The 22,733-nt window shown below is 59.6% G+C and carries 19 protein-coding genes; 6 read left to right on the top strand and 13 right to left on the bottom strand.

From position 1 onward, the window contains the following. Positions 1–246: 246 nt before the first annotated feature. Together IG194_RS13440 and IG194_RS13435 are read left to right on the top strand one after the other, a co-directional pair. Positions 247–915 (top strand): hypothetical protein, encoded by a 669-nt coding sequence (locus IG194_RS13440; protein WP_052267674.1) that lies wholly within the window; start codon positions 247–249, stop codon positions 913–915. A gap of 73 nt (positions 916–988) precedes the next feature. Further along, complete coding sequence (locus IG194_RS13435; protein ID WP_058487955.1) at positions 989–1,240, top strand: hypothetical protein; 252 nt, start codon at positions 989–991, stop codon at positions 1,238–1,240. 10 nt (positions 1,241–1,250) lie between these two features. On the opposite strand, the gene IG194_RS13430 is transcribed toward IG194_RS13435, so the two are convergent. The 13 genes from IG194_RS13430 to rpmH form a co-directional block, all read right to left on the bottom strand. Continuing rightward, positions 1,251–4,349: a type I restriction endonuclease subunit R gene (locus tag IG194_RS13430; RefSeq protein WP_058487954.1), complete on the bottom strand. Its 3,099-nt coding sequence runs from the start codon at positions 4,347–4,349 to the stop codon at positions 1,251–1,253. Then, a complete protein-coding gene (locus IG194_RS13425) occupies positions 4,342–5,658 on the bottom strand; it encodes an AAA family ATPase (RefSeq protein ID WP_082996337.1) in 1,317 nt (438 codons plus the stop codon). Before IG194_RS13425 ends, IG194_RS13430 begins: the two co-directional genes overlap by 8 nt. A 1-nt stretch (position 5,659) precedes the next feature. Beyond that, complete coding sequence (locus tag IG194_RS13420; RefSeq protein ID WP_058487953.1) at positions 5,660–6,805, bottom strand: restriction endonuclease subunit S; 1,146 nt, start codon at positions 6,803–6,805, stop codon at positions 5,660–5,662. Then, entirely contained in the window at positions 6,802–8,382 is a 1,581-nt protein-coding gene (locus IG194_RS13415; RefSeq protein ID WP_058487952.1) for a type I restriction-modification system subunit M, read from the bottom strand. The genes IG194_RS13420 and IG194_RS13415 overlap by 4 nt, the downstream gene beginning before the upstream one ends. A 244-nt stretch (positions 8,383–8,626) precedes the next feature. Continuing rightward, on the bottom strand, positions 8,627–10,264 hold the full coding sequence (locus IG194_RS13410) for an ATP-binding protein (protein WP_058487951.1): 1,638 nt from the start codon (positions 10,262–10,264) through the stop codon (positions 8,627–8,629). Positions 10,265–10,292: 28 nt separating this feature from the next. Continuing rightward, positions 10,293–10,610 (bottom strand): helix-turn-helix domain-containing protein, encoded by a 318-nt coding sequence (locus tag IG194_RS13405; RefSeq protein ID WP_058487950.1) that lies wholly within the window; start codon positions 10,608–10,610, stop codon positions 10,293–10,295. 32 nt (positions 10,611–10,642) lie between these two features. Further along, positions 10,643–11,119, bottom strand: a complete 477-nt coding sequence (locus tag IG194_RS32775) for a tyrosine-type recombinase/integrase (RefSeq protein WP_225617199.1) — start codon at positions 11,117–11,119, stop codon at positions 10,643–10,645. 21 nt (positions 11,120–11,140) lie between these two features. Next, complete coding sequence (locus IG194_RS32770) at positions 11,141–11,344, bottom strand: phage integrase central domain-containing protein (RefSeq protein ID WP_064987629.1); 204 nt, start codon at positions 11,342–11,344, stop codon at positions 11,141–11,143. A 386-nt stretch (positions 11,345–11,730) separates the two neighbouring features. Then, positions 11,731–13,098, bottom strand: coding sequence for a tRNA uridine-5-carboxymethylaminomethyl(34) synthesis GTPase MnmE (gene mnmE, locus IG194_RS13395; protein WP_043270144.1), 1,368 nt, complete (start codon positions 13,096–13,098; stop codon positions 11,731–11,733). Positions 13,099–13,165: 67 nt separating this feature from the next. After that, positions 13,166–14,917, bottom strand: a complete 1,752-nt coding sequence (yidC, locus tag IG194_RS13390; RefSeq protein WP_009614436.1) for a membrane protein insertase YidC — start codon at positions 14,915–14,917, stop codon at positions 13,166–13,168. A gap of 2 nt (positions 14,918–14,919) precedes the next feature. After that, a complete protein-coding gene (yidD, locus tag IG194_RS13385) occupies positions 14,920–15,168 on the bottom strand; it encodes a membrane protein insertion efficiency factor YidD (protein WP_043270141.1) in 249 nt (82 codons plus the stop codon). After that, positions 15,161–15,568 carry a ribonuclease P protein component gene (gene rnpA / locus IG194_RS13380; RefSeq protein ID WP_009614437.1) on the bottom strand — a complete coding sequence of 136 codons (408 nt, stop codon included), beginning with the start codon at positions 15,566–15,568 and terminating at the stop codon, positions 15,161–15,163. The genes yidD and rnpA overlap by 8 nt, the downstream gene beginning before the upstream one ends. A gap of 14 nt (positions 15,569–15,582) precedes the next feature. Further along, entirely contained in the window at positions 15,583–15,717 is a 135-nt protein-coding gene (rpmH, locus tag IG194_RS13375) for a 50S ribosomal protein L34 (protein WP_003100258.1), read from the bottom strand. Between the two features lie 540 nt (positions 15,718–16,257). Here rpmH and dnaA point away from each other — a divergent pair. From dnaA to gyrB, 4 genes are read left to right on the top strand one after another with little or no spacing between them, the layout of a single operon-like run. Then, positions 16,258–17,826 (top strand): chromosomal replication initiator protein DnaA, encoded by a 1,569-nt coding sequence (gene dnaA / locus IG194_RS13370; protein WP_009614445.1) that lies wholly within the window; start codon positions 16,258–16,260, stop codon positions 17,824–17,826. A gap of 37 nt (positions 17,827–17,863) precedes the next feature. Further along, complete coding sequence (gene dnaN / locus IG194_RS13365; RefSeq protein ID WP_043313938.1) at positions 17,864–18,970, top strand: DNA polymerase III subunit beta; 1,107 nt, start codon at positions 17,864–17,866, stop codon at positions 18,968–18,970. A 10-nt stretch (positions 18,971–18,980) separates the two neighbouring features. Next, positions 18,981–20,087, top strand: a complete 1,107-nt coding sequence (gene recF, locus IG194_RS13360) for a DNA replication/repair protein RecF (RefSeq protein ID WP_058487949.1) — start codon at positions 18,981–18,983, stop codon at positions 20,085–20,087. Next, positions 20,084–22,504 carry a DNA topoisomerase (ATP-hydrolyzing) subunit B gene (gyrB, locus tag IG194_RS13355; RefSeq protein ID WP_043313934.1) on the top strand — a complete coding sequence of 807 codons (2,421 nt, stop codon included), beginning with the start codon at positions 20,084–20,086 and terminating at the stop codon, positions 22,502–22,504. Before recF ends, gyrB begins: the two co-directional genes overlap by 4 nt. Positions 22,505–22,733 lie beyond the last annotated feature (229 nt).

Here is a 22,733-nt window from a genome sequence, read left to right as displayed (position 1 = left end):
GATCCAGGCTAGATTCCACGGTGGTTTCGTTGTTTACGCCGATAGATCAATCCACAAGCTGCCAGGGATATGGGCAAGGAAAGGGGCTATCCACAGGCCATTTCTTCCTGTGTTCAAACCAAGACGTGAGGAACGGGCACGGCTCTTCGTAGGAGCGAGCTTGCTCGCGAACCCCTGGGAATGAGTTCCTGGACAGAAGCGAGCGTGTACCATCGCCACTCTTCACCCGAACCAAGACAGCCAGTCATGAGTGAATACCAGTACTACGAATTCGCAGCCATCGATCGGCCGCTCACCCCGCAAGAGATGGCCGAACTGCGAGCCAGGTCCGGCCGCGCCGTCATTACTCCGACCGCTTTCACCAACCATTACAACTGGGGTGACCTCAACGGCGACCCGGATGAGTGGATGCGGCGCTATTTCGACGCCTTTGTCTATTTCGCCAGTTTTGCCAGCTGCCGGCTGTCGTTGCGGCTGCCCAGGTCCGCCCTCCCGGCGGAACGGGTGTTGCCCTTCGCCATCGCCTCCTTCAGTTTTTCCATCGTCGCCAGCGATTCGCATTGGTGCTTCAACTGGATGCTCGACGAGACCGAGAACTTCGATCGTTTCGCCGTGGACAATGGCACGCAGTGGATGCCGCGCCTGCTGCCATTGCGGGAGGAATTGCAGGGCGGCGACCTGCGCCCGCTCTACCTGGGTTGGCTGGCGGATGCGCCTTTCCTGGAAGCTGAGGATGAGGAACCCGAGGTCCCGCCAGGCCTGACGGAGTTATCCACAGCGCAGCAAGCCCTGGTGGAGTTCCTCGAGATCGACCCGGACCTGCTGGACGCGGCTGCGGAGCCATGCGCTGGGACCGCCAGGCGTCGCGTGGCCGAACTCTGCGAACGCGCGGAGGCGATCGCTTCGGCCCGTTAGCGAAGTCACTGGAGAGTTTGTTTTCAGGCGCAACTATCCGGAATTTCCGGATAGTTGCCTCAGGCGCGAGCTCATGACTGGCAAAGATGTTCTTCAGGTGCTCGCTGACGGTGCGCACATCCACCCCGAACAGTTCGGCCATCAGCTTCTGAGACAGCCACAGGATTTCGTCCTCATAGCGGGCCTCGATGCTCTGTTCGCCGGCTTGGCCAGTGAAGATCAGGAACTCGGCCGTGCTGTTGCGGATCAGTTTTTTGCCATTCATACCAAGCATTTCCACGTGGTCTGTACGTCGACCAAGCACGCTTTAACACCGGTGCGATAACTCTGGCCGGTTACACCTGCCCACCTACCCCTTTGAATTTTTCGACGAACGCGGCGATCTTCTGGAAGACGCTTTGCTTCTTTGTCAGGTACTCCGGATTGAGCGGGCTCATCTTGGGCAGGAGGGCATTGAGTTCGGTGCCGTTCTCGCTGGCGAATTCACGTCTCAGTGAGCTGCTGATGTACCGTCTGGCCGCCTCTTCATTCAGCGCCTCATCGTTGATCAACTCCTGAGCCTCGCGTTGCTGCTCGGCCTGGGCAAAGCTGAAGAATGCTTCGATCACGCTGGCCTTGTCGCCCAGCCCATCCAGGTCGGTCTGGTTGATGAAGTCCACCACCAAGCTTTCCTTGGCCCGATTACCCAGGCTGGCGCGGATCACCCGACGCACGTCCTCGATCAGAGCCACCTTGTCCTTGGTCTTTTTGTTCTTCTCGAAGATCAATTCCAGGATGTAGTCCAGGTTTATTTCCTGCGACTTGAGCAGATCTACCTCGAACACCACATCATCCCAGTCGATGCTGGATTTCTCTTTTTCCGCCGAGGCTTTTTCCCGGCGCAGCCAGTCGCGGATGTCGTTGTAAGTGGAGCGGTAATCCTGGATTTTCCGATCGGCGGGAATGTGGATCGCCTGTAATGCGGCTAAATCGTCGTCGCTCAGGTAATGTTCCGCCTTGAAGTCCTCCACCGCCTGCGGGTCGCTCATGTCGATGTTCTGCAAGGCTTTCAGGCTGGCGAATTCATCGTAGTTCTGCAGCACGTTCTCCACGCGCAGGTATTCGCCGAACAGTTTGGCAAACGCCTTTTTGTCGGACTCCTTGACGATGTTTGCCGGGTCGGGAAAGCGTTGCTCCAGTTCCGTCACCACATCCACAAAACCGCGTCGCGCTTCACCAGTAACCACGTCGGTGAAGCCTTCCATGTATTCTTTGTAGCTTTTCTCCAGAACCACATTTCGGGTGTTCTTGTCACCAAACAGGGTGATGGCAGCAACGGTCGCCTGTTCCAGATCGCGGAAGGTGACGACGTTACCGAAGGTCTTGGTGGCGTCAAAAATGCGGTTGGTGCGTGAGTAGGCCTGGATGAGGCCGTGGTAGCGCAGGCTCTTATCCACGAACAAGGTGTTCAGCGTGGGCGCATCGAAGCCGGTCAGAAACATCCCGACCACGATCAGCAAATCGACATCCTGCTCTTTGACGCGCTTGGCCAGGTCGCGGTAGTAATTCTGGAAGCCCTTGCTGTCCACACTGAAGCTGGTCTTGAACAGCGCGTTGTAGTCGGCAACGGCCGCGCCCAGGAACTCCTTGGCGCTGCTGTCCATGGCCGAGACTTCAAAGCCTTCGTCCGCGATGTCGCCCACCGCGTCCTGCTCCTCGTTGGCGGCGTACGAGAAGATGGTGGCGATTCTCAAAGGCTTGTCGCTGTCCTTCTGCGCGGTCTTGAAGGCTTCGTAGTACAGCTTGGCCGCATCCACGCTGCTCACGGCGAACATGGCGTTGAATCCCTTGGCGCCCGCTTGCAGGCGGTGGGTCTTCTGCCGGAAGTTGTTCAAAATGTACTGGGTGATTTCGCGGATGCGATCCGGGTGCAGCAAGGCCTGCCGGTTTTCCGCCGCGCTGAGTGTCTTCTCGTCTTGCTCGCTTTCGATGGCTTTGAACTGCGGACGTACATCGTTGTAGTCCACCTTGAACTTGAGCACCTTTTCGTCGCGGATGGCATCGGTGATGACGTAGGCGTGCAGTTCCCGGCCGAACACGCTGGCGGTGGTGTCCGCACCTAGGGCGTTCTGCGGGAAGATCGGCGTGCCGGTGAAGCCGAACTGGTAGAACCTCTTGAACTTCTTCCTCAGGTTCTTCTGCGCTTCTCCAAACTGGCTGCGATGACATTCATCAAAGATGAAAACCACCTGCCTGCTGTAGATCGGCAGGTCGTTTTCGCTCTTCATCAGGTTGTTGAGCTTCTGGATGGTGGTGACAATGATCTTGTTGTCGTCCTTGTCCAGGTTGCGCTTCAGGCCGGCGGTGCTGTCCGAGCCGTTCACGCTGTCGGGCGAAAATCGCTGGTATTCCTTCATGGTCTGGTAATCCAGATCCTTGCGGTCCACCACGAAGAACACCTTGTCGATGAAATCCAGCTCCGTCGCCAGGCGCGCGGCCTTGAAGCTGGTCAGAGTCTTGCCCGACCCCGTCGTGTGCCAGACATAGCCGCCGCCTTCAGTGCTGTTCCAGTGCTTGGCCTGATAGGCACTCTTGATCTTCCACAAGATGCGCTCGGTCGCGGCAATCTGGTAGGGTCGCATCACCAGCAGCGTATTGCCGACGTCGAACACCGAATAGGTCAGCAGCACATTGAGCAAGGTGTGCTTCTGGAAGAAGGTGGCGGTGAAGTCCTTCAGGTCCTTGATCGGGCTGTTATCCGCTTGCGCCCAATTCATGGTGAAGTCGAAGCTGTTCTTGTTGCGCTGCGTGGTGTTGGCAAAGTAGCGCGTGTCGGTGCCGTTGGAAATGACGAACAGCTGCAAATACTTGAACAGAGAATGCTCGCTGTTGAAGCTTTCCTTGCTGTAGCGGTGCACCTGGTTGAAGGCCTCGCGGATGGCAACGCCGCGTTTTTTCAGCTCCACCTGCACCAGTGGCAGACCGTTGACCAACACCGTTACGTCATAGCGGTTGACATGGCTGCCGGTTTGCTCGAACTGCTTGATCACCTGCACCTTGTTGCGGGCGATGTTCTTCTTGTCGAGCAGGTAGATGTTCTGGATACGGCCGTCGTCGAACACGAAGTCATGGATGTAATCGTCATGAATCTTGCGGGTTTTTTCGACGATTCCATCGCTGGACTTGTCCAGCCATGTCTCGACAAAGCGCAGCCATTCGCCATGGGTGAACTGCACAACGTTGAGCGTCTGCAGTTGGAAGCGCACGTTGGCCAGCAAGTCGGCAGGCGTCTTGATGGACGAGGCGAACTCATAACCCTGGTTCACTAAATCCTGGATCAGTTCGCGTTCCAGCTCACTTTCGCTCTGGTAGTTCTCTGCGACCTTCCACTCGCGGGTGTACTGGTCAAGAACGATGAAATTCCTGGACTCGGCGATAGCCTTGTAATCAATCATTCTCGGCCTCTTGCTTTTTGAAGCGGTAGGTGTCGCTCAAAAATGAAACCAGTTGAGCAAGTCTTTCCTTATCAGAGTCTTCGATTTCAGCCACTTCTTCACCTGCGTGCGCAGAATGACTAGACAAATTCAGGATTCTGTTTGCGAATGGGTCCGGGACACCATCCGCAGTCTTCTCAAGCAAATCTTCCCACCGTGGATAGCCAAGGAATGTGGCCGTCTTTTCGAGTATGTTCCTCAAAAAATTGAAGTGATATTTTTTTATCTGTCCATCTCTAACTGCGGACCGTAGTTCGGTTAGCAGGAACAAGTGGTAAGAGAAGGGGTGATCATTTGATGTGGATAGTTCAAATCCCCCATCCGCCTTCTTCTTAAGAAGATATTTTTCGGATTGGCCACGCTTATAAATCCATGAAGGAGTGCCATCCTGATTTACTATCTTCAAATCATTGCCGAGCTCGTTGTGCAGAACATTGTAGAAGAGAGGGCTGTGTGTCGTTACAACAAACTTCAGTCCATTGCCATTGGTGAACGAACTGCGCTTTATCAATCCAGCCAAATCGACGGCAAGTGCAATTAGATGACTGTCATCCAAGGAGGATACCGGGTCATCAATAAACACATACTCAAGATTGTTGAACTTGTCAGTAACTCTGTCACCTACGTTGGGTTCATCCAATGCGGACACGACTTGTTGGAGAAGAGTGAAGAAAACGCTCCAGATAAAATTACTCTCTTCGCCCTTGGATATCTTTATAGCCGTGTAGTGCCCTTGAACTACAAGGTGTTCGTCATTTGCAGAGTCAGCGGTAGAGTTTGTTCCTTCAGGAACACTGGCCGTCACCTGAAAAACAATTTCCAAGAAGGCTGGAATGGTAATTTCCACCTCTTTCCCATTAAAGTCCTTGGTTTTCTTCTTGTATTCCTCATTGAAGACAGGGTTGGCATTGCTGCCCGTATATCGCTGGAAGTTAGCAACAATATTTCCATCTTCGCCCAGCTCTTTGAGTAAGGCAATGAGCCAGTCTGTGAATGTATTCGGCTGAATTTTCAGCTTTGGCTCAGAGTCGGCCTCCAAATCGTTATCCCAGTAGAACAAGTCTTCAGTAAAGGCGCTGTAGTAAATTATCTTATTGCGTGAAAGTTCTGCTTCGCCATCGTTCCGCTCCCCGTTATTCTTGGGGGCAACAAGTTCCTTGAACGCACGGGACAGCCGTGTTTTCCCCGATCCATTGAAGGCATAGATCAGTTGCACTTTCTTATTGGCGTCGTTGAGTTGCTTGGCGATCTCTGCCAGTGTTTTGCTCACTTTATGTCCCCACTGCCTCTGGCTTCGGGAAGTTCAGCAGCAGATTGCGGTAATGCTCGTATTGCTTCTGGCGTAACTCGATTTCGCGCGGCAAGCCGTCGCTGATGGAGCTAGTCAAGGCATCAAATTTATCCAAGATGTCGACGATTCGCTTTTTATCTTCTGGAGATGGATTCGGGATGCGGATGCCTTCAAGACTCTTTTTATTCAACTTTGGCTGTGCTGCTCCCGAGATGTAGGGCGTCAAGTCGATACTGTTTAAGTAATATTCAACGTACTTTCGCTCAGTATATGTTTTGAATTTTAGTGCGTGAGCATGATTATTCACCCAGCTCTTTCCGCTAATACTAAATGCGATTGGCGTGTTTCGCGTCAACAAATTCGCCCCATCCTCGGAAACAAGCAAAAGGTCGCAATCAAAGATATAGTCTTTAACATAGTCAACGATTCCCGACGCCCCGTAATACGGAATATCACCTGGCTCTCTTAGTCCACTCGTGATTGGCTTTCGCATTGAATCGAGATTCTCTGCAAGGGCCCCAAGCGTCTTCCACTCCACTTCCCCGTCTTCAAAACTCAACAACTTGTCGCGGTAGTGGTTATATTGTTTTTTGCGGGCAGTCAGCTCGGCGGTCAGCTCGGCGGTCAGTTCGGTGAAGGCGTCTAGGATACGGACGATTTCGGCCTGGATTTCCAGCGATTTTTTGGGGTTATCTGGGCAGAGGATGGGAATATGGAAATCCTCAAGCATGGGCTTTCTAATCGAAGTAGTAGTTGCCCCAACGCTCTTCATCAAGATATATTTCTTAAAATTAGAAGACATGAAGTGATACAAGAACTTTGTATTCACGGTGTCTGATGTAAGCCGAATTCTATATGCCCGTTGATGCAGAGCATATTTTCCTTGCACATAGTGAAATATTTCGCCAATGCCACCTTCGCCAGGAATAACTATCGCTGTTTCATCAAACTGAAAGGTGTCTGATTTCAGGATGTTTTTTGAACGAACATAGAATGGGTAAATTCCGTTATCGTTTTCATCCTGACGATTTGAGTTTCCGGTGCCAATATCCGCAACGTCCCCCAGCGCCTTCCACTCCACCTCTACCCCATCCAGCAGCTTTTCCAAGAAATTCACGCTGCTCATGCCTGCTGCTCCTCACCCTCGATCTCGGCGACGATGGCATCGATGTCTTTACGCAACTGGTCGATCTTGGCCACGGAGGTTTTTAACTCGGCGTTGAGCTGGGCAATGTCCACCACCTCGCGGGTGTCTTTGGCTTCGACATAACTGCTGACCGAGAGGTTGTAGCCCTTCTCCTCTGCGATCTCTCTGTATTCGACGGATCGCGCGAAGTGCTCGACATTTACCTTACTATCGAACACCCGCATGATTTGTTGGATATGGCCGAGACTCTTCTCGTCGTCGTTGTCCGTGAGAACGTTGTTATTGGTTTCTTTTTTGAACAGGCCGCTGGCGTCAATGAACTGCGTCTTGGTGTCGGTCTTGTGCTTGGACAGCACCAAGATGTTTACCGCAATGGTGGTGCCGAAGAACAGGTTGGGCGCTAGCGCGATCACCGTTTCTACATAGTTGTTGTCAACCAGATATTGGCGGATTTTCTGCTCCGCGCCGCCTCGGTAGAAGATGCCGGGGAAGCAGACGATGGCGGCGCGGCCCTTGGCCGAAAGGTAGTGCAGCGCGTGTAGCACGAAGGCGAAGTCGGCCTTGGACTTGGGCGCCAGCACGCCGGCCGGGGCAAAGCGGTCGTCGTTGATGAGGGTGGGGTCGTCGCCGCCGATCCACTGCACCGAGTACGGCGGGTTGGAAACGATGGCATCAAAGGGTTTCTCGTCGCCAAAATGAGGAGTGCGCAGCGTATCGCCCAGCTGGATGTTGAACTTGTCGTAGTTAATGTTGTGCAGGAACATGTTCATCCGCGCCAGGTTATACGTGGTGTGGTTGATTTCCTGACCGTAGAACCCGTCTTCGATGATGTGGGCATCGAAGTGCTTTTTGGCCTGCAGCAGCAGCGAGCCGGAGCCGCAGGCGGGGTCGTAGATTTTGTTGACGCTGGCCTGCTTGTGCATGGCCAGCCGCGCGATCAGCTTGGAGACGTTCTGTGGGGTGAAGAACTCACCGCCGGACTTGCCGGCGTTGGCGGCGTAATTAGAGATGAGGAATTCGTAGGCGTCGCCGAACAAATCGATGTGGCTGGCGTCGAAGCCACCGAAGTCGAGTTCGGCCACGCGCTTGAGCACGGCGGCGAGACGGGCGTTCTTATCCTTGACGGTATTGCCGAGGCGGTTGCTTGTGGTGTCGAAATCGGCGAACAGGCCCTTGATGTCGTGCTCGGAAGGGTAGCCGCTGGCGGAGCTTTCTATGGCGGCGAAGATGCGGGCCAGATCGGTGTTCAGGCTTGCGTTGGCGTGGGCCTGGGCGGCCACGTTGGCGAACAACTGGCTGGGATAGATGAAGTAGCCCTTGGTCTTGATGGCATCGTCCTTGATGTCCGCGGTGATGATGCTGTCAGCCAGCTTGGCGTACTGGATGCTGTCGTCGCCGCCCTCGATGTAGCTGGCGAAGTTCTCGCTGATGAAGCGGTAGAACAGGGTGCCGAGGACGTATTGCTTGAAATCCCAGCCATCGACCGCGCCACGCACGTCGTTGGCGATCTGCCAGATTTGGCGTTGTAGGGCGGCGCGTTGTTGGGTACTTGTCATGCGGTGTTTCCTGATTCAATGGGGTTGATTCAGACGCAGGGCTCGAGTCAAGGCTATGGGTTGTTGTGGGCATGGCTTGGCCGAGATTCTGCTGGGATTGGCGTATCGCTTTAGCGCGGACGCGGATAGCCAATGCTGATCGGTGGTCGATAGAAACCTTTGATTCATCGGGCTGGTGCCGTATATCGCTCAATCTCCATCGCCCATCTATCACCGATATGGCGCAAATTGTCCGATAGCCAGCTCATGACACTGCCCAATACCTCCGCCAACGATTGTTGCCTTCGAAACGCGCCTCTCCGCGTTCGATCAATTCGTCTAGTGCGCGTTTGACCTGCTTGGGGTGAATTTCGGCACCCACACGCTGGTGGATATCGCTAATGGCGGATTCGGGGTAGCGTTGCAGGTCCTCAAGCACCAAGGCAGCCAAGCGATGCGGCTCGATGCGCTTGAGCGTGGTCGATGTGGAGAAGTCCAGACTGCGCAGCAACTGCGGATCGATGAAGTAGCGCATAGCCTGGGTCCGGCCGCTACTGCGCACCAGTTGCCATTCCAGAGGCCTCTTGAGCCATGGGGGCAGCGATTCGACCGATGGAAGCTCCAGTGCCTGGGCCAGTTCCCGGGCTGTCAGGGCATCGTGCTGCGCCAACAGGCCCAAGGTAATGCGTTCGCGTTGGGTCAATTGATAGGTCTGGTCAGCCTTGGTGATGAAGTCGATGACTTCGGGCTTGAGGATGCGGCGGCGCACTGTCACCTGTACGCGATCATGCAACTCGACCAGTTCAGGCGCAGGCTTGCCCTGCGACAGCAACACTTCGAACATCTTGTCGAAGCCGCTGCCTTCGCGCTCCATCAGCTTGAGGTCGTGGAACAAGCGAGCAAGATGCTCGTTGCGACGTACCGTCGTGTGCAGAATGTTTCTCGGGGTGACGCCCAGAGGAAGCAGGCCGGGATTGACGACTTCAAGCCGGTCGGGATGCAGATTCCGGAAGATGTCGCCTCGCTGGGTGTAGGGACGATGCACGAGGGCATTGACCAGCAATTCGCGCACCACGATCTCATCGAACGCGGGCACGTTCTGGCGGTACAGGCCATCTGGTAATTCATAACGCTCCCGGAAATCCGGTACTTCTTGCCAGACGGCCTCGATCAGCTCCATCGGGCTCAGCGTATGGTCGTCCCAGACCAGCTTGTTGACCTTCTGCCCATGCTCGTCGTACTTGATGAACTGGATAACTGGCGCGGTCGCCAGTTGCGCCCGGTGCTGCTGCTTGCCTATGCACAGGATGCCGAGATGGGTCAGATATTGGTCCTGTGCAAGCTGGTAGTGATCGAGCAGTTCTTCGTCATCCTTTTCCTTGACGGATGATTTGACGCGGTCGGATGCACGCAAGGCATCCAACAGCCGATGGCATTTTCCTGAGTCACGCTCTGTGCGCTGGATGTGCAAAGTGGTCTGCATCTCCCAGGGCAGTGCATTGCGCTCGGTGGCCAAACGCATCACCTCGTCGCCGGTGACAGGCTTGCTTTGGTCTGCGACACGCAGGAAATAACGGCCGTCTGTCGTCGATGCGACTGCGGTGGCACGCGGGATGGTCAGGTCGATGTATTGACCGCCGTTGCTGGCCGTCACGATGTTGGGGAGCGCCACGACGTTGACCGTAAGCTCGGCGAGCCTGCGTCGCAACGTGTCGGATAGTCCGACTGGGATTCGCTGGCTGGCAGGGGGATCGTTCTGATCATCCTCAATGCCGATCAGGAGATGGCCGCCCGTTGCATTGGCGAATGCAACACAATCCTTGGCCAGTTCTACCCAATCGGCGGTCTTGCCTGACACCGCGCGCAGCGATTTCTTGTCGAGTAGTTGCCCTTCCTGGCTCACGGGTTGGCCCTCTTCATGTCTGTTTCCATCAATCCAGCACCACCAGGAATTCGGTCGCCAGCGCGGTTGGCTGAACATCCCGGACATTGCGTTGCAAGGAAACCAGCCCATAGTCAGCCATCAGCCGCAGCGTGCGCGACAGGTTCGGCACCTTGCGCCCGCTGAGTTCGGCCAGCTCCGTCAGGGACTTGGGTTGCCTGTCGTGGATCAGGCGCAACAGGCGGCGGTTGTCGTCGGAAAGCACGGCAGCCAGCGACGCCAGCGAGGGGAACCAAATGCTGGGCATCTCGCTCTTTTTCGGGGGCGGGCTATCCGGTCGTCGGATACCGACAATGCAGCGCTTCATGGTTTCCGATCCAATGACATGTCAGGTCGCAATCATATCAGTGCCTGATAATCATTGGTGGTCAAGCATGCTGGCCGGAAATGGAAGGGACAAGGGAATGGCCCCCAAGGGACAACGGCCCTACCCGGAAAAGGAAGGGGCCTCCCTCCAGCCGAAGCAGCACCGATCACCAGATTCCCCGACGGTGCCAGCCCATCGATGTAATCCGACCACGCCTGCGACATCTTCCGCCGCTGCTCGGCGTACTCGGCGCGGTTGTAGACGCTACGCACGCCGCCGATGGTATGGTTCAGCAACTTCTCCACTACATCCGAAGGCCAGCCCTGCTCGTGCAGCAATGTCGATGCGGTGCATCGCAGGTCGTGGATGGTGAAGGCGGGGATCTCCTGCCCCTGCAGCGATACCTTCTGCGCCTGGTCGCGGGCGGCGGCGCGGTAGACGTGGCGCATCGGAAGGGCCATGACCGGGTTGGTCCGGATCAGGCCGCAGGTCTGCACGTAGTCGAACATGCGCTTGAGCAGGCCGCGCACCTAGCCGGCGGCGGCATCGAAGCTTTGTTCCTTCTTGCGCCAGATAACGCTGCGCACGTCCTCGGCGGTGATGTCCCGAACTGGCTTGCTGCCGATGTGCGGCAGAATGTCCTTGAAGAAGCGTTCGGCGAAGTCGACCACGGTAGCGTCTTCTGCGCCGGCCACCTTCTCCTGCTGCTTCTTCCTTGCCGGCGACTCGCCCATCGCCACCTGGTGGGCTGCCTCGTCCCGCTTCAGGCGGGCATTCTTCAGCGTCAGCTTTTCGTACTTGCCATTGAGCCGGTAGCGGTAGCGCCAGACGACGCCCCGGTCGGGAAGACCTCCATATACAGCCCACGGTCGTCAGTGACGCATAGGTCTTGTCCCTGGGCTTGAGTGCCTTGAGCGCAGTGTCGGTCAGTGCCATCTCATCCTCCGTATGTCCAAGCAGAAGGATGGAAGGCAAGAATCCAGCTACTTGGAATCAAACTTGGACATAAAAGCGAGTGGTTTTGACTGTGTCACCGAATCACTCAGCAGATAAAAATTCTTTTATTCGCGCTGGTTTAAGTCGCTTTAGAAGACTTCAGTGGATGTCCTTGGATTCCACATCACTTCCCGATGCAGAAACTGGAGAAGATCCTCCCCAGCAGATCATCGGAGCTGAACGCCCCGGTGATCTCGCCCAGGGCCTGTTGGGCGTGGCGCAGGTCCTCGGCGAGCAGTTCGCCGGCGCCGGCGAGCAGCAGTTGGGCGTGGCCGTGGTCGAGGTGCTGGCCGGCCTGGCGCAGGGCTTCCAGGTGGCGGCGGCGGGCGCTGAAGCTGCTTTCGGCGGTCTGTTCGAAGCCCATGCAGGCCTTCAGGTGTTCGCGCAGCAGGTCCAGGCCGTCGCCGGAGCGTGCGGAGAGGGTCAGGGTGACGTGGCCGTCGGCGCTTTCCTCGATGCCTACTGGGCTTGTGGATAAGTCGGCCTTGTTGCGGATAAGGGTGACCCGCGCCGGGTCCGGGCGCTCGTCGAGGAATTCCGGCCAGAGGGCGAAGGGATCGGCAGCCTCCGGTGCGGTGGAGTCGATCACCAGCAGCACCCGGTCGGCCTCGCCTATGGCCTTGAGGGCGCGTTCCACGCCGATCTTTTCCACATGGTCCTCGGTGTCGCGCAGGCCGGCGGTGTCGACGACGTGCAGCGGCATGCCGTCGATGTGGATATGTTCGCGCAGCACGTCGCGGGTAGTGCCGGCGATGTCGGTGACGATGGCCGCCTCGCGCCCGGCCAGGGCGTTGAGCAGGCTGGACTTGCCGGCGTTGGGGCGGCCGGCGATCACCACCGTCATGCCGTCGCGCAGCAGCGCGCCCTGGCCGGCCTCGCGCAGCACGCCGGCGAGCTCGGCGCGGACCTTGTCGAGCTGCGACAGCACGTGGCCATCGGCGAGGAAGTCGATTTCCTCCTCGGGGAAATCGATGGCCGCCTCGACGTAGATGCGCAGCTGGATCAGTTGTTCGGTGAGCTGGTGCACGCGTCGCGAGAATTCGCCCTGCAGCGAGCGCACGGCGTTGCGCGCGGCCTGGGCCGAGCTGGCCTCGATGAGGTCGGCGATGGCCTCGGCCTGGGCCAGGTCGAGCTTGTCGTTGAGGAAGGCGCGCTCGCTGAACTCGCCGGGGCGCGCCTGGCGCGAACCCAGCTCCAGGCAGCGCTGCAGGAGCATGTCCAGCACCACCGGGCCGCCGTGGCCGTGCAGTTCCACCACGTCCTCGCCGGTGAAGGAGTTCGGCCCACGGAAGAACAGCAGCAGGCCTTCGTCGATCACCTCGCCTTCGTCGTCGTAGAAGGGCCCGTAGTGGGCGAAGCGCGGCTGTGGCTCGCGGCCGCTGAGGCTGATGGCGATGGGCAGCGCACGCGGCCCGGAGACGCGGACGATGCCTACGCCGCCCCGGCCCTGGGCGGTGGCGACGGCGGCGATGGTTTCTCGGGCTGCGTTCATGGCTTTCCTCCGGATAGCAGAACGCCCCACGAGGGGGCGTTCTGAAGGTGGTTCGACAGCGCGGGGATCAGGCGGCCTTGGCCTTGCTCGTGGCGCGTTCGATCTGCCGGGTAATGTACCACTGCTGGGCAATGGACAGGCAGTTGTTGACCACCCAGTACAGCACCAGGCCGGCCGGGAACCACAGGAAGAAGAAGGTGAAGACGATCGGCATCAGCTTCATCACCTTGGCCTGCATGGGATCCGGCGGGGTCGGGTTGAGCATCTGCTGGACCAGCATGGTGGCGCCCATGATGATCGGCAGGATGAAGAACGGATCCTTCACCGAGAGGTCGGTGATCCAGCCCAGCCACGGGGCCTGGCGCATCTCGACGCTTTCCAGCAGTACCCAGTAGAGGGAGAGGAACACCGGCATCTGCACCAGGATCGGCAGGCAGCCGCCCAGCGGGTTGATCTTCTCCTTCTTGTACAGCTCCATCATCGCCTGGGACATCTTCTGGCGATCGTCGCCGTGCTGTTCCTTGATCGCGGCCATCTTCGGCGAGACGGCACGCATGCGCGCCATCGACTTGTAGCTGGCGGCGGACAGGGGGAAGAAGGCCAGCTTGATGACGATGGTCAGCAGGATGATCGACCAGCCCCAGTTGCCGACCAGGCCGTGGATATGTTGCAGCAGCCAGAAGATCGGCTGGGCGATGAACCACAGCGGGCCGTAGTCGACGGTCAGCTCCAGGCCCGGGGACAGCTCGCCCAGGTACTTCTGCAGCTTGGGACCGGCATACAGGGTCAGGCTGGTCTCGCCCTTGGCGCCGGCGGGCACGCTGAGGGTCGGGCCGGTGAAGCCGACGATGTAGTTGCCCTGGGCGTCCTTGCGCGTCATCACGTTGTGGGTGTCGCCCTTGGCGGGCACCCAGGCGGTGACGAAGTAGTGCTGCAGCCAGGCTACCCAGCCGCCCTGCAGGGTCTGCTTGAAGGGCTCCTTGTCCATGTCCTTCATGGACACTTTCACGTAGGGCTTCTCCGGGGTCCAGACCGCGGCGCCCAGGTAGGTGGACACGCCGGTGGCGGTGGTGGACGACGGATCGGCGCTGGCGTCACGCTTGAGCTGGGCGAACAGCGAGGCGCTCCAGGGCTTGGCGCTCTGGTTGTCGATCAGGTAGGTGACGTCGATCTGGTAGGCGTTCGGGTTGATGCAGTCGAGCTTCTTCTGCGCCTTTTCCTTGTCGCTGCAGTCGGTCTTCAGGCCGCGGTGGAAGGTGAAGCGCTTGATGTAGCTGACACCGTCGCGGGCGAAGTTCAGGTCGACCACCAGTTGGTCCTGGCCGTCGGCCAGTTGGTACTGGGGCTTGGCGCTGCTGTACAGCGGGCGGCCGGCGACGGCGGCGTCCGGACCGTCGGTGCCGGTCAGGCCGCTCTGCGCCAGGTAGGTGCGCTGGCCATGCTCGAACAGGGCGAAGGGCAGGTCCGGGCGATCCTGGCGCATCGGGTACTGGGTCAGGCCCAGTTGCACCACGTCGCCACCGCGCGGGTCGATGGCCAGGTCGAGGACGTCGGTCTTCACCTGGATCAGCTGGCCGTTGGCGGCTGCCGGTTGCTGGGCGCTGGGCAGCCCGGTTTCGCCGCTCTGGGCGGTCGGTACGTCGGCGCTGGCAGTGCCGCCGGCCGGCACGGAAGTGTCCGGAAGGCCTTGGGGCTGCTGGTTGAACGACGCGGTCTGGGCCGGCAGTTCAGGCTGACCGTAGTCCTTGTTCCACTGGAGAACCAGCGCATAGGACACGATAGCCAGGGCGACGATGAGGATCGAGCGTTTGATGTCCATGGTTACTCGGCCGTCGAGGATGGGCGGTGCTTGGAAGTGGCGGGCGGCACGGGATCATAGCCACCGGGATGCCAGGGATGGCAGCGGCCCAGGCGACGCAGGGCCAGCCAGCCGCCGCGCAGGAAGCCATGGTGTTCGATGGCTTCGTACGCGTAGCAGGAGCAGCTGGGGTGAAAGCGACAGTGACTGGCCATCAAGGGGCTGATGGCGTAGCGGTAAAACTGGATGAGAAGCAGCGCCAGTCTACGCATGGGAACTGTCGGCGACCCCCGGAGGTTCGGTTGCGCTTTCCGGCCGGGGTCGGTTGCGCAGCAGGCGTTTGAAGAGCTTGCCGAATTGCTGGTGCAGTTCGGGGTTCTGCAATTCACCCAACCCCTTGCGCGCAATGACCACGATGTCCAGGCCAGCCAGGGCTTCCTGGTTGTGCCGGAACGATTCGCGGATCAGGCGTTTGAGGCGGTTGCGCTCGACGGCGAGCTTGACGTTCTTCTTGCCGATCACCAGGCCGAGGCGGGGGTGATCCAGAGCGTTTTCGCGCGCCAGTAGCAGGACGTGCTTACCGGAAACCTTGGCGCTGGGGGAGTCGAAGACCGCTGTGAAGTGCCGGGCTGTCAGAAGACGCTTTTCCCGGTCGAATCCTCGACTCACCACCTGTGCCGGGCGAATCAGACGGTCAGACGCTTGCGGCCCTTGGCGCGACGACGCGACAGAACCTGACGGCCGTTCTTGGTGGCCATGCGAGCGCGGAAACCGTGGACGCGAGCGCGCTTGAGAGTGCTGGGTTGGAAAGTACGTTTCATTGTTCGGTACCTGGATTGATGACCTGAGGTCGCAGGGACCCCGTTTAAAGAGACCGGCGATTCTAGTGAAAACACCGGTGCAGGTCAATTTCCAACCAGCCGGTAATTGCCCAGCGGCTTTCTGCAGAAATAGAAAGCAAGGAAAAGGTTTCTTAAAAGATGGTGAAAGCGATTGTTACTGGGGAGCGCCAGATCTGTGGATAAGTCAATTCCGGCCACTGTTTCCGCGGTACGGCGGATTTGACGAAGGTGTCGAGAAGCGGTGACCCTCCTGTGCGGCGGCAGTGGATAATCTGGGGAAGAAAGACCGATTTGTCCACAGCGGAAGTTCTCAACAGCTTTCCAGCCTGGTTCATCCCCCATCGGTGCAGGGGTTATCCACAACTTTCAGGGTGCGCCGGCTGTTGCCATGTGCCATCATTAAGGCCTTGATTTTGCTTGCCCACTTGTTGATTTCTCATGTGGATAAGTCGCTAGCGCACGGCTACAATTGCGCTTTCCTTTTCGTTCCATTCCTTTCCAATCTCCTGGGGGATACCCGTGTCCGTGGAACTCTGGCAGCAGTGCGTGGAATTGCTCCGCGACGAGCTGCCATCCCAGCAATTCAACACCTGGATCCGGCCGCTGCAGGTCGAGGCCGAGGGCGAGGAGCTGCGTGTCTACGCACCGAACCGCTTCGTGTTGGACTGGGTCAACGAAAAATACATGGGGCGTCTGCTCGAACTGCTGGGTGAGCGTGGCAATGGGCAGATTCCCGCCCTCTCGCTGCTCATCGGCAGCCGCCGCAGCCGGGCCCCGCGTCCTGCGCTGATGCCGCAGAGCCACGCGATGCCCGCGCCGACCATCACCCCGCCGCCCTCGCCGGCGCAGGTGCGCGCAGCCAAGGCCCAGGCCTACCAGGCCGAGGCACCGGCCCAGGCCGAAGCGGCCAGCCGTGTGCAACAGATGCAGCTCAACGTGCAGGAGCCGATGCCCGACATCGACGAGTCCAGCCCGAGCATCGACCCGCTGGCCGCCGCAGCGGCCATGCCTGCGGCGCCGGCGGTACGCACCGAGCGCAACGTGCAGGTGGAGGGCGCGCTCAAGCACACCAGCTACCTGAACCGTACCTTCACCTTCGAGAACTTCGTCGAGGGCAAGTCCAACCAGCTGGCCCGCGCCGCGGCCTGGCAGGTGGCGGACAACCTCAAGCACGGCTACAACCCGCTCTTCCTTTATGGGGGCGTGGGCCTGGGCAAGACGCACCTGATGCACGCCGTGGGCAACCACCTGCTGAAGAAGAACCCGAACGCCAAGGTCGTGTACCTGCATTCGGAGCGCTTCGTCGCGGACATGGTCAAGGCCCTGCAGCTGAACGCCATCAACGAGTTCAAGCGCTTCTACCGCTCGGTGGACGCCCTGCTGATCGACGACATCCAGTTCTTCGCCCGCAAGGAGCGTTCCCAGGAAGAGTTCTTCCACACCTTCAACGCCCTGCTCGAAGGCGGCCAGCAGGTGATCCTCACCAGCGACCGCTACCCGAAGGAGATCGAAGGCCTGGAAGAGCGCCTGAAATCGCGCTTCGGCTGGGGCCTGACGGTGGCGGTGGAGCCGCCGGAACTGGAAACCCGCGTGGCCATCCTGATGAAGAAGGCCGAGCAGGCGAAGGTGGAGTTGCCGCACGACGCGGCCTTCTTCATCGCCCAGCGCATCCGCTCCAACGTGCGCGAGCTTGAGGGGGCCCTGAAAAGGGTGATCGCCCACTCCCACTTCATGGGCCGGCCCATCACCATCGAGCTGATCCGCGAGTCGCTGAAGGACCTGCTGGCCCTGCAGGACAAGCTGGTCAGTATCGACAACATCCAGCGCACCGTCGCCGAGTACTACAAGATCAAGATCGCCGACCTGCTGTCCAAGCGCCGTTCGCGCTCGGTGGCGCGTCCGCGCCAGGTGGCCATGGCCCTGTCCAAGGAACTGACCAACCACAGCCTGCCGGAGATCGGCGTGGCTTTCGGTGGTCGGGACCACACCACGGTGCTGCACGCCTGTCGTAAGATCGCTCAACTGAAGGAATCCGACGCGGACATCCGCGAGGACTACAAGAACCTGCTGCGTACGCTGACCACCTGAGGCCAAGCTGCAGCCCCACGAGGCAAGGGATTAGACCATGCATTTCACCATTCAACGCGAAGCTCTGTTGAAACCCCTGCAACTGGTCGCTGGTGTGGTCGAACGCCGCCAGACGCTGCCGGTTCTGTCCAACGTACTGCTGGTGGTCCAGGGCCAGCAGCTGTCGCTGACCGGTACCGACCTCGAGGTCGAACTGATTGGCCGCGTCACCCTGGAAGAGCCGGCCGAACCGGGCGAGATCACCGTCCCGGCGCGCAAGCTCATGGACATCTGTAAGAGCCTGCCCAGCGACGCGCTGATCGACATCCGCGTCGACGAGCAGAAACTGCTGGTGAAGGCCGGCCGTAGCCGCTTCTCCCTGTCGACGCTGCCGGCCAACGACTTCCCCTCCGTGGAGGAAGGCCCGGGCTCGCTGACCTTCAGCCTGGTGCAGAGCAAGCTGCGCCGCCTGATCGACCGCACCAGTTTCGCCATGGCCCAGCAGGACGTGCGCTACTACCTCAACGGCATGCTGCTGGAAGTCTCCAGCGGCACCCTGCGCGCCGTGGCCACCGACGGCCACCGCCTGGCCATGTGCTCCTTCACCGGCGGCGTGCCGGAAGCCCAGGACCGCCACCAGGTCATCGTGCCGCGCAAGGGCATCCTGGAACTGGCGCGCCTGCTCACCGAGCAGGACGGCCAGGTGGACATCGTCCTCGGCCAGCACCACATCCGCGCCACCACCGGCGAATTCACCTTCACTTCCAAGCTGGTGGACGGCAAGTTCCCCGACTACGAGCGCGTGCTGCCCAAGGGCGGCGACAAGCTGGTGATCGGCGACCGCCAACTGCTGCGCGAAGCCTTCAGCCGTACCGCGATCCTCTCCAACGAGAAGTACCGCGGCATTCGCCTGCAACTGACCTCCGGCCTGCTGAAGATCCAGGCGAACAACCCGGAGCAGGAGGAAGCGGAAGAAGAAGTGCAGGTCGACTATAACGGCAGCAGCCTGGAAATCGGCTTCAACGTCAGCTACCTGCTGGACGTACTGGGCGTGATGGGCACCGAGCAGGTTCGCATGATCCTCTCCGACGCCAACAGCAGCGCCCTGCTGCAGGAAGCCGACAACGACGACTCCGCCTATGTTGTCATGCCGATGCGTCTCTGACCTTCACTGAATGTCACTGACCCGCGTCTCGGTCACCGCGGTGCGCAACCTGCACCCGGTGACCTTCTCCCCCTCCCCTCGCATCAACATCCTCTACGGCGAAAACGGCAGCGGCAAGACCAGCGTGCTCGAAGCCGTCCACCTGCTCGGCCTTGCCCGCTCCTTCCGCAGCCAGCGCCTGCAACCGGTCATCCAGTACGAACAGGCCGCCTGCACCGTCTTCGGCCAGGTTCAGCTGGCCAATGGCATGACCAGCAACCTGGGTGTGTCCCGGGAGCGCCAGGGCGATTTCCAAATTCGCATCGACGGCCAGAATGCGCGCAGCACTGCGCAGCTGGCGGAAACCTTGCCGCTGCAACTGATCAACCCGGACAGCTTCCGCCTGCTGGAAGGCGCGCCGAAGATTCGTCGGCAGTTCCTCGACTGGGGAGTGTTCCACGTGGAACAACGCTTCATGGTCGCCTGGCAGCGGCTGCAGAAGGCGCTGCGCCAGCGGAACTCGTGGCTCCGACATGGTAGACTGGACGGTGCTTCGCAGGCTGCGTGGGACCGCGAATTGTGTACTGCCAGCGACGAAATCGATGGCTATCGGCGGTCCTATATCCAGGCCCTCAAACCGGTCTTCGAACAGACGCTGGGCGAGTTGATCCAATTGGACCAGCTCACCCTCAGCTATTACCGCGGCTGGGACAAGGATCGCGAGCTGAGCGAGGTATTGAACGGCAGCTTGTTGCGCGACCAGCAGATGGGACATACCCAGGCTGGACCGCAGCGAGCCGATCTACGAATTCGCCTGGGCGGGCATAACGCGGCGGAGATCCTGTCGCGGGGGCAGCAGAAACTGGTGGTCTGCGCCCTGCGTATTGCCCAGGGGCACCTGATCAATCAGGCCAAGCGAGGACAGTGCGTCTACCTGGTGGACGACCTGCCCTCGGAACTCGACGAAAAGCACCGGCGTTCGTTGTGCCGGTTGCTTGAAGACTTGGGTTGCCAGGTATTCATCACCTGTGTCGACCCTGAACCTTTGAAGGACGGCTGGCGAACGGACACGCCGGTTGCGATGTTCCACGTGGAACATGGGCATGTCTCTCAGACCACCCTCGGGAGTGAAGAATGAGCGAGAACAACACGTACGACTCTAACAGCATCAAGGTGCTGAAGGGGCTGGACGCGGTACGCAAGCGTCCGGGTATGTACATCGGCGACACGGACGATGGCACCGGCCTGCACCACATGGTGTTCGAGGTGCTGGACAACTCGATCGACGAGGCCCTGGCTGGCTACTGCAGCGAGATCAGCGTCACCATCCACACCGATGAGTCGATCACCGTACGCGACAACGGCCGTGGCATTCCGGTCGATATCCACAAGGAAGAAGGGGTTTCCGCGGCCGAGGTCATCATGACCGTGCTGCACGCCGGCGGTAAGTTCGACGACAACTCCTACAAGGTTTCCGGTGGCTTGCACGGTGTGGGTGTGTCCGTGGTGAACGCGCTCTCCGAGGAGCTGCGCCTGACCATCCGCCGCGAAGGCAAGGTATGGGAGCAGATCTACCGTCACGGCGTGCCGCAGTTCCCGCTGCGCCCGGTGGGCGAGACAGATGGCTCGGGTACCGAGGTGCACTTCAAGGCCTCCAACGAGACCTTCACCAGTATCCATTTCAGCTGGGACATCCTGGCCAAGCGCATCCGCGAGCTGTCCTTCCTCAACTCCGGCGTGGGCATCCTGCTGCGCGACGAACGTACCGGTAAGGAAGAGCTGTTCAAGTACGAGGGTGGCCTGCGCGCCTTCGTCGAGTATCTGAACACCAACAAGAACATCGTCAACCAGGTGTTCCACTTCAACACCCAGCGCGAGGAAGACGGCGTTGGCGTGGAAGTCGCCCTGCAGTGGAACGACAGCTTCAACGAGAACATCCTCTGCTTCACCAACAACATTCCGCAGCGTGACGGCGGTACCCACCTGGCGGGCTTCCGCTCTGCCCTCACCCGCCACCTGAACAACTACATCGAGCAGGAAGGCCTGGCGAAGAAATACAAGATCGCCACCACCGGCGACGACGCCCGTGAAGGCCTGACCGCGATCATTTCGGTGAAGGTGCCGGATCCGAAGTTCAGCTCGCAGACCAAGGACAAGCTGGTGTCCTCCGAGGTGAAGACCGCGGTGGAACAGGAAATGGGCAAGTACTTCGCCGACTTCCTGCTGGAGAACCCCAACGAAGCCAAGGCCGTGGTCGGCAAGATGATCGACGCCGCCCGCGCCCGCGAAGCCGCGCGCAAGGCCCGCGAGATGACCCGCCGCAAGGGCGCGCTGGACATCGCCGGCCTGCCGGGCAAGCTCGCCGACTGCCAGGAGAAGGACCCCGCCCTCTCCGAGCTGTACATCGTGGAAGGTGACTCCGCGGGCGGTTCTGCCAAGCAGGGCCGTAACCGCAAGACCCAGGCGATCCTGCCGCTCAAGGGCAAGATCCTCAACGTCGAGAAGGCTCGCTTCGACAAGATGCTGTCCTCCCAGGAGGTCGGCACCCTGATCACCGCGCTGGGCTGCGGCATCGGGCGCGAGGAGTACAACATCGACAAGCTGCGCTACCACAACATCATCATCATGACTGATGCTGACGTCGACGGTTCGCACATCCGTACCCTGCTGCTGACCTTCTTCTTCCGCCAGCTACCCGAGCTGGTCGAGCGTGGCTACATCTACATCGCCCAGCCGCCGCTGTACAAGGTGAAGAAAGGCAAGCAGGAGCAGTACATCAAGGACGACGTGGCCATGGAGGAATACATGACCCAGTCGGCCCTCGAAGACGCCAGCGTGCACGTCAACGAAAGCGCCCCGGGCCTGTCCGGCGAAGCGCTGGAGAAGCTGGTCAACGAGTACCGCACCGTCATGCGTACCCTCTCCCGCCTGTCGCGCCTGTACCCGCAGGACCTGACCGAGCACTTCGTCTACCTGCCGCGCATCGACGTCGAGCAGCTGGGCGACCAGGCCGCCATGCAGGCCTGGCTGGAGCAGTACCAGGCGCGCCTGAAGACTTCCGAGAAGTCCGGCCTGACCTACACCGCCAGCCTGCGCGAAGACCGCGAGCGCCACCTGTGGCTGCCTGAGGTGGAGATGGTCGCCCACGGCCTGTCCAACTACGTGACCTTCAACCGCGACTTCTTCGCCAGCAACGACTACCGCTCGGTCACCGAGCTGGGCGCCAAGCTGAACAGCCTGATGGAAGAAGGCGCCTACGTGCAGAAGGGCGAGCGCAAGCGGCCGGTCTCCAGCTTCAAGGAAGCCCTGGAATGGCTGATGGCCGAAGGCACCAAGCGCCACAGCATCCAGCGATACAAAGGCCTCGGCGAGATGAACCCGGACCAGCTGTGGGAAACCACCATGGACCCGAACGTCCGCCGCATGCTGAAGGTGACCATCGAGGACGCCATCGCCGCCGACCAGATCTTCAACACCCTGATGGGCGATGCCGTGGAGCCGCGCCGCGACTTCATCGAAAGCAACGCCCTGGCGGTGTCGAACCTGGACGTGTGACTGGTGGAGCAATTGAGGGCTGACAACATTGAACGGATATCCTGCTAGACGTTAACTGCTGCCCTGCTGCTCTTGAAAACCCCGGCTCTCCGAAAGGTCTGCCGGGGTTTTTTATGGCTGGTCGCCAGAATGGTTGCTACTGGCGTTGCTCGGTGATCGAGCGTGAATCATCCGGGCTTCTGCAGCCTTGGCTTGTCTAGTCGCTATATTGTCGTCGATGGCTATGGCC

It is taken from the genome of Pseudomonas sp. ADPe (assembly GCF_014843515.1).
Lineage (GTDB): Bacteria > Pseudomonadota > Gammaproteobacteria > Pseudomonadales > Pseudomonadaceae > Pseudomonas > Pseudomonas citronellolis.
This window is presented reverse-complemented; position numbering and strand designations above follow the sequence as displayed.

Bases quoted from the DNA above. Each gene is read 5' to 3' on its own strand.
- IG194_RS13440 (WP_052267674.1), top strand. From the start codon at position 247: ATGAGTGAATACCAGTACTACGAATTCGCAGCCATCGATCGGCCGCTC.
- IG194_RS13435 (WP_058487955.1), top strand. From the start codon at position 989: ATGACTGGCAAAGATGTTCTTCAGGTGCTCGCTGACGGTGCGCACATC.
- IG194_RS13430 (WP_058487954.1), bottom strand. From the start codon at position 4,349: ATGATTGATTACAAGGCTATCGCCGAGTCCAGGAATTTCATCGTTCTT.
- IG194_RS13420 (WP_058487953.1), bottom strand. From the start codon at position 6,805: ATGAGCAGCGTGAATTTCTTGGAAAAGCTGCTGGATGGGGTAGAGGTG.
- IG194_RS13415 (WP_058487952.1), bottom strand. From the start codon at position 8,382: ATGACAAGTACCCAACAACGCGCCGCCCTACAACGCCAAATCTGGCAG.
- IG194_RS13405 (WP_058487950.1), bottom strand. From the start codon at position 10,610: ATGAAGCGCTGCATTGTCGGTATCCGACGACCGGATAGCCCGCCCCCG.
- IG194_RS32775 (WP_225617199.1), bottom strand. From the start codon at position 11,119: ATGTTCGACTACGTGCAGACCTGCGGCCTGATCCGGACCAACCCGGTC.
- IG194_RS32770 (WP_064987629.1), bottom strand. From the start codon at position 11,344: ATGGGCGAGTCGCCGGCAAGGAAGAAGCAGCAGGAGAAGGTGGCCGGC.
- mnmE (WP_043270144.1), bottom strand. From the start codon at position 13,098: ATGAACGCAGCCCGAGAAACCATCGCCGCCGTCGCCACCGCCCAGGGC.
- yidC (WP_009614436.1), bottom strand. From the start codon at position 14,917: ATGGACATCAAACGCTCGATCCTCATCGTCGCCCTGGCTATCGTGTCC.
- yidD (WP_043270141.1), bottom strand. From the start codon at position 15,168: ATGCGTAGACTGGCGCTGCTTCTCATCCAGTTTTACCGCTACGCCATC.
- rpmH (WP_003100258.1), bottom strand. From the start codon at position 15,717: ATGAAACGTACTTTCCAACCCAGCACTCTCAAGCGCGCTCGCGTCCAC.
- dnaN (WP_043313938.1), top strand. From the start codon at position 17,864: ATGCATTTCACCATTCAACGCGAAGCTCTGTTGAAACCCCTGCAACTG.
- recF (WP_058487949.1), top strand. From the start codon at position 18,981: ATGTCACTGACCCGCGTCTCGGTCACCGCGGTGCGCAACCTGCACCCG.
- gyrB (WP_043313934.1), top strand. From the start codon at position 20,084: ATGAGCGAGAACAACACGTACGACTCTAACAGCATCAAGGTGCTGAAG.